The sequence below is a fragment of the Ethanoligenens sp. genome, from assembly GCF_047718355.1.
Classification (GTDB): domain Bacteria; phylum Bacillota; class Clostridia; order Oscillospirales; family Ethanoligenentaceae; genus Ethanoligenens.
In genome coordinates, this window is sequence record NZ_JBDNLG010000130.1 from 1 (window position 1) to 5310 (window position 5310).

At 47.9% G+C, this 5310-nt stretch carries 5 protein-coding genes; all 5 read right to left on the bottom strand.

All coding sequences use genetic code 11. The annotated features are described in order from the left end of the window. Nucleotides 1-453: hypothetical protein (locus ABF463_RS13735; RefSeq protein ID WP_415534482.1), on the bottom strand; the 453-nt coding region annotated here is incomplete at its 3' end. Nucleotides 454-573: 120 nt separating this feature from the next. Then, entirely contained in the window at nt 574-1164 is a 591-nt protein-coding gene (locus tag ABF463_RS13740; RefSeq protein WP_415534484.1) for a phospholipase D-like domain-containing protein, read from the bottom strand. A 3-nt stretch (nt 1165-1167) separates the two neighbouring features. Continuing rightward, on the bottom strand, nt 1168-3021 hold the full coding sequence (locus tag ABF463_RS13745; protein WP_415534486.1) for a VirD4-like conjugal transfer protein, CD1115 family: 1854 nt from the start codon (nt 3019-3021) through the stop codon (nt 1168-1170). 290 nt (nt 3022-3311) lie between these two features. Continuing rightward, nucleotides 3312-4001, bottom strand: a complete 690-nt coding sequence (locus ABF463_RS13750) for an ankyrin repeat domain-containing protein (RefSeq protein WP_415534488.1) — start codon at nt 3999-4001, stop codon at nt 3312-3314. A 122-nt stretch (nt 4002-4123) separates the two neighbouring features. Next, nucleotides 4124-4471, bottom strand: a complete 348-nt coding sequence (locus tag ABF463_RS13755) for a TnpV protein (protein ID WP_415534487.1) — start codon at nt 4469-4471, stop codon at nt 4124-4126. Nucleotides 4472-5310: the final 839 nt, after the last annotated feature.

Genomic DNA, 5310 nt, shown 5'->3' on the forward strand with positions numbered 1-5310 from the left:
TACGGATTGAATCAATTTAGGTAGCTGTGTTACAAAAATGCTTGACCACAACAGCAGATGCAGGAATACAATTTTTGTATTGGTGTTGCGATACCAACGCCAGTCTCGGATTTTGCGGTGGAGTTGGACGTACCATGCCGCATCCATTGCTTGATATGTATCGTATTTCTGTATGGTAATCAGGCTCCCGTCATTGTTCCCATCGATGGAGATTTCACCTGTTTTCTGGAGGTGCTCCAGTGCAGTGCGGGTTTCTCCCGGCGACAAGTTCACTGCAGCACTCAGCTTGGATTGGGAAAGAAAGCATTGCCCACGCTTGACCTCCGTGCCATCCTGCACACCGTTTGTCCAGGCGGCTTTAAGCAGCAGATGAATGAATGCTATTTTTGTATTTGTGTTCCGATACCATTGCCAGTCGAGCATCTTTCTCGAAAGCTTAATAAATCCTGTCATATTTATACCCCCAAAATTCACCATTTAAATAATGGCTTTTACCCTTGGGGTGAGATGAAAAGAGATAAAAAAAGGGAGACGGTTTCCCGCCTCCCCAAGATGAAAGAACACTTATATTTATCAGTTCCAGTTCTGGAAATCCGTAGTATCGTTCCACATGCGCGTAAACTGCGCTTCGTACTGCTGCGAAATCTGCATGTTGTTGATGACGACCAGATTTTCATCGTTAACATTTTGGGCGCTTCTGGTATAATTAAAGCTGCCGGTCGTCGTTACACTATCGTCAATGATGGAAACCTTTAGGTGCATGATGCCCTGGTGGCTGTTAATCTTGATTGGGATACCGGCAGCTTTCACTACATTCAAAGCCTTTTTCTGCGCTACTTCGCTGGAGCATTCGCGGTCGGAGATCAAGCGCACGGTCACGCCACGTTTTTTCGCCGCGGCGATGGCGTCCGCAATTTTGGTATCGGTAAAACTGTAAATGGCAACATCCAGCGTCTTCTTGGCGGTACCCAGCTCACTGATCAGCTGGCCTTCGGCATCCTGCCCGGCGCGAGGAAAATAAACGGATACATCACCGCCCCCGACAGAGGTCACAGAAATGGGAGTGGATGAGGCGGGCGCAAGGGAATTTGATACAGAACTGCATCCCGATAAAAGTGCGGCAGAAAGCATTACAAAGGCTAACAGGGCGATTGTTTTTTTCATAGATTACTCCCTCGTGTCGGAAAGATCGTCAACATAGGTTTCCAGCAATTCAGCCTGCTCCATATTCAGCTGGCCGGACTCCTGATACTTTTCAATTATAGCATATAAGGCGTTTGCGTTGCGTTTCTCGACGGCATGACGGAATTTCCCGTGCGTTAGGATGTCGATGTTGTTTAGGACACTCTGTAGCTTAGAATCAATGCTGATTGCCTTATGGCCGCCGGGATCTCCGCCGACATTAGCTGCGGCCGGCGCTGCATCGTCGTCTTCGGGCAAAGACGCGGTATCTTTTTTTGGTGTTGCGACGGGTTTAAAAGGATAAAGGAGATCCCGCAGAGGGGCTTTGTTCTCCGGTAAGGCAATCTCTTCAATTGGTGTGACCGGGAGTTTATACGAATAGAACGGCGTGATTTGTGAAAAAATCGGAAAGCAGCGCTGTCTGACGACGACCATATCGCCAAAAGGCATTCGGGGGAGTTCTTCCGGCATTTTCAAGGGACGGGATTTATAATGACTCATGCGGTGCTGATCAACCAAATCACCTGTCTCTGAATTGTAGGTTTTGTATTCCCGCGTGCCGTTGCCCAGCAACTGAGACACATATTTGTTGGTGTTGACATCCATGCTATTGAGGTATACCCAGTTTCCGCAGTTTCCTTGGATGGACATCGCGTTTAGGCGGCCATAACGCTCCTCCAATTGGGACAGGGACTGCACATAGAGATCAAACAGGATATTGTGACCGAGGGCTGTTGTGATTTTTGTGCTGAGTCCTGTTATCTGCGGCATGTTGCCAAACTCATTGCAAATATTGCGCACGCGTCGTTTTAAACGCTTTCCGGGGCATCCACGGGCGATTTCCACCAGTTCGGAGTATGCCTGTGCCATCATCAGCGCTGCTAACGGATAGCGCGTCGTGCGGCCTTCCGGCACGATGATAAACAGTGCACGGGGCTTGTCCGGATCGGCAAGTCCCGCAAAGTCCACATCGTTTCCGCTGGTCAGGCGGGCGATACCGGTGTCGGCAAAAATATCAAGATTAGTGGCCAGAGTTGAGAAAATAGAAGAACGCATCTCACCATCTGCAAAATTACTGGGCGAGTACGCCATTTTTGCTGGATGTCCGACCGGTAGCTGATTGAAAAGATGATCAAGGGCGTTTTCTTTCTGTTTGCCGACTCGAACGGTTGCTTTTCCATACTCTAAAAAGAAGTTGAGTACACTATACATGTTGACGAGTTCCAGTTGGCCACGCTTGTAACCATCTTCCAGCATATAGATGATAATAGCAGTGAGCAGCGCTCTGGCACTGTTTGGCCAGACCGGATCGGACTGTGGATTGTCCGTCAGAATCTGTGCCAGCTCCTTTACCAGCTCTATGGACGCGGAATAATCCTCATCGCCTGCTTTTACCTCTTCTAAATATTTCTTCTTGATTGTAAAGAGAGGATCTCGCTTTGAGCTGCGTTTGGGATCGGCCAGATTGATCACATCCACAACATAGCCTTTGCTCTTCAAAAATGCATAGCAGCTTTCAAGGTCTTCGCCTTTTAAGTCAAACACCAAAAAAGACTCCTGATTGCGGCCTTGACTGGCCAAACGAATGGTATTTAATATGATGAGCATGTCTTTGCCGCTTCGAGAAGTACCAATGACCAGCGTGTTAACCGCCTGCTTGTCCACAAAATAAAAGAAATCAGTTTCGGCTAGTAAAATTCCCGTAACTCTGGCATGAGTAATGCCACTTTTAGGTATCGGCTGAAGATACCTCGTGATTTCTTTATTTGTTGCCCAGCGCTGACTACCTTCAAGATCCGGTTCCTGCCCCGGCAGTCTGCGCAAAATATGATCACTCACCCTCCAGACTAGTTTTCTTCCGCGCATCATCACAAGTAATGCAGCGAATAGCCATGGGATGTACCAGGGTATACGCGAAACAGGAGAAAACAGATAACTGAATTTGAACGAAAACATAGGAGAAACGTTTGTATTCGACTTAACAGCTCTAATAACTACCGGCAGCAAACCAATTAGGAGCATAATATAATGCAGAGCTACATTGATTAGCATAGCTGTAAGGCACATAAGAAAAGCTGTTATACCCAAAGCGATTAGTGCAAAATACAACTTAGATTTCTTGTTCAAGATTATCGCCTCCTGCTGGAATTAGGTAATAACCCACGTCCTAATCCATTTTGTCTGCTCAAACTGTACTCATCCAGCATGGATTTGATTGCTTTGGATACGGCAACATCCTGTATAAAATGTTTGCCGTCACTTAGATCTGGATCAGCACCGGCTTTAAGCAACTGCCGTGTCATCTTTGCATCCCCGCGTTCCACCGCTCGGAAAAGCGGCGTTTTGCGCTCCTCGTTGATAGCATCCACATACGCGCCACTTTTGAGCAGAACATCGGCGCTTTTATCAGCTCCATGTTCGACGGCGTAATGCAGAGGTGTCGCGCCAGCAATCAGTTTATTGGCATTCTCCTTATGACCAATGAGCATCCGGGACACCTTTTCAGCATCATTGCTTTGCACCGCATCCAAAAGCGCATGGAATCTATCCATTTTGCGGCCAGCATCGATCAGAGGCGCCGCAAATTTCAATTTCAGATTTTGAAGCTCGTCTGGAGAGAGTGATGCATACGAGCCATCTGGATTTGTATGGACAAATACAATGGGGCCGGCTGTCAGTTCTCCTGATACCATGCGATTAAATACGTCGCCGCCGTCAAAATGAGGTGGTTTGCAGATACAGGAGACACCAGCTTTATATTCAAGTTCGATGTACGGGCCGCCAACCGTTTCGCGCAAGTTTTCTTCGCTCAAGGCCATTTGTCTTTTAGTTGGTGGCTGTTCCGGAGGGCAAAGAAGTACTGTTGCCAGTTCTTCTTCCACCACGATTTCAGGCAAGAAAATAGAGCCATCCTTCGATGGCTCCGAGGTGTCTCGCGCGGTCAGCTCAAGCTCTGCATCATCTCTCGGATGATCTGTTCCTCCGCCTGATTCCGTATCGCCTGTATCCGCAGCCCCCGTAGTTTCGTATCCTCCGGGAGCTGTTCTTTCGACATCATCTCCTTGATCAGTTTCGGCAGCCTCTGATTGGCCTTCTCCTCGGCCTGATGCATCTTGCCCATCAGATTGCCTTCGACCAGCAGCATCGTAAAGTTCCACTTGTTCTCCAGTTTCAACCTCTGGAATATCTTCTTCCCGAGATCCCCCAGCGGGCGATCGCCCTGCGGATCGTTCGAGATCTGAATTTCTGGAGATAGAAAACGTCCCTGCTTGGTATAATTCAGTTTCATAAATCAAATGCTCCTTTTCTTCAAGCCGTTGTACGTAGTGTTCCACTCGTGTCAGCGCCGCACGCGCCATGTCAGTGGAAACGACGCCAAACAGCGTAGCAGAATACACATCGTTAAAATCGCGGATATATCGAAAATTGCCGGTTGCCGGAAGGCTGTGAATCGGAAAGCCGCAACGGTTTCCAACCAAATAGCGGATATTGCGTTCAAGCATGGGGCGAAAAGATTTTTGGAGAACAGCTATTTTTTCTGAATCATAACCACGGTTCCGTAATGCCTTGAGAAAAGAATCTTCGGCAAAAGCACCGTAGTTCTGTACATTCTTTGCAATCATGTCCCGGAGATAACGTTCTACTGATTCTGCCGGTTGGATTCGATATTGATTGATAGCATTCAAATAGCTGCGTTGCGTATCCTCATCCAACCGCCAGCGTGCGGGAACCGGTTCCCCGTTCGTCTGCTTTACATCGAAAAATTTCGCCGCGCGGATCTCATCGCCGCTCGTATCAAAGACAAAGAGTTCTTCTGAATTATCAAGAACATCCCGCCCCATTGCCTTCCATTGTTCTTCGGTGGCCAACAACGTGGCCTTTGGGTTCTGGCCGTAGAGCAGCACCATGTTTTCAAACGACAGCGGATAGACTTGATCGCAAAACTTTAAAAATCGTTTCCACCGATCCGGGTAGGATGTGATGTGCCTCAAGGTGTCCTTGTAGATATAGTGTAGCTGTTTTTTTCGGTTCATACAATCCCTCAATTCATTCTCAATTACAAACTCCTGCCTTTAGTTAGGTGCTCATAGGGAAGTTTCTCAATTTTCCCGGCAGATCGGCCAGGGG